The 1163-nt window shown below is 67.7% G+C and carries 1 protein-coding gene; it reads left to right on the top strand.

Annotation, left to right across the window (positions count from 1 at the left end; genetic code table 11):
- Positions 1 to 1163 (top strand): class II 3-deoxy-7-phosphoheptulonate synthase (locus ACZY0B_RS27565; RefSeq protein WP_463767391.1); only part of this gene is annotated, 1163 nt, incomplete at both ends.

Here is a 1163-nt window from a genome sequence, read left to right as displayed (position 1 = left end):
GCCGCGCAGCAACCGGCCTGGCCCGACGACCAGGCCGCGGCGATGCGCACGGTCCTGGAAAGCGTCCCGCCGGTGACGGTGCCGTCCGAAATCGTGCGGCTGCAGGAGCAACTCGCGCAGGTCGCCAAGGGTGAGGCCTTCCTGCTGCAGGGCGGCGACTGCGCCGAGACGTTCGTCGACAACACCGAACCCCACATCCGTGGCAACGTGCGCACCCTGCTGCAGATGGCGGTCGTGCTGACCTACGGCGCCAGCCTGCCGGTGGTCAAGGTGGCCCGCATTGCCGGTCAGTACGCCAAGCCACGGTCGGCCGACATCGACGCGCTGGGCCTGAAGTCCTACCGCGGCGACATGATCAACGGCTTCGCCCCGGATGGCGCCGCGCGCGAGCATGACCCGTCGCGACTGGTGCGGGCCTACGCCAACGCCAGTGCGGCGATGAACCTGATGCGGGCGCTGACCTCGTCGGGGCTGGCTTCGCTGCACCTGGTCCATGACTGGAACCGGGAATTCGTCCGGACCTCGCCTGCCGGCGCCCGTTATGAGGCGCTGGCCACCGAGATCGACCGCGGGTTGCGGTTCATGAACGCATGCGGGGTGGTCGACCCCAATCTGCAAACCGCCGAGATCTACGCAAGCCACGAGGCCCTAGTGCTCGACTACGAGCGCGCCATGCTGCGGTTGTCGGAAAGCGAGGACGGCGAGCCGCAACTGTACGACCTGTCGGCGCACACCGTGTGGATCGGCGAGCGGACCCGGCAACTCGACGGCGCGCACATCTCGTTCGCCGAGGTGATCGCGAACCCGATCGGCGTCAAGCTCGGCCCGACGATGACGCCCGAGCTGGCGATGGAGTACGTCGAGCGCCTCGACCCGCACAACAAGCCGGGCCGGCTCACGCTGGTCAGCCGGATGGGCAACAACAAGGTTCGCGACCTGCTGCCCCCGATCATCGAGAAGGTGCAAGCCACCGGTCACCAGGTGATCTGGCAGTGCGACCCGATGCACGGCAACACCCACGAGTCGTCCACCGGGTACAAGACCCGCCACTTCGACCGCATCGTCGACGAAGTGCAGGGCTTCTTCGAGGTGCATCGCGCGCTGGGCACGCATCCGGGTGGCATCCACGTCGAGATCACCGGCGAGAACGTCACCGAGTGTTT

The sequence above is a fragment of the Mycobacterium sp. IDUB_19 genome, from assembly GCF_055419445.1.
Note: the sequence above shows the minus strand (reverse complement) of the source record. Positions and strands in the feature narration are given on the sequence as shown.